1 protein-coding gene is annotated in these 280 nt (G+C 42.1%); it reads left to right on the forward strand.

Annotated features, from left to right (window positions below; genetic code table 11):
* The coding region (locus CWC14_RS19470) for a hypothetical protein (RefSeq protein ID WP_212746566.1) at positions 1 to 210 on the forward strand (210 nt) is incomplete at its 5' end.
* Positions 211 to 280: the final 70 nt, after the last annotated feature.

The raw sequence follows: 280 nt of genomic DNA on the forward strand, positions 1-280 counted from the left end.
CCCAAACCACCTCAAAATGCAGAATTCAGCGCTTCACAGGGGCTTAATATCAAGGCGATACTTTGCAGTCATGGTAGTCCCTTTCAAGAAGTAGCAACGATGAGAGTATGCCCCTGTGAAACGCCCACGGGTTGGCTTAAAAGCGATTTATACTGCGTTATTGATATTAATAATAGAACCACTATTATTTGCAATCAATGCCTTGCCTAAATCGCTTTTAATTCCAACGACACTCGCATTTTGAGGTGGTTTGGGTATACACTTGGCGCGATTTTAAATG

Origin of the sequence: Pseudoalteromonas sp. S3260, from assembly GCF_005886925.1 — a bacterium.
Classification (GTDB): domain Bacteria; phylum Pseudomonadota; class Gammaproteobacteria; order Enterobacterales; family Alteromonadaceae; genus Pseudoalteromonas; species Pseudoalteromonas tetraodonis.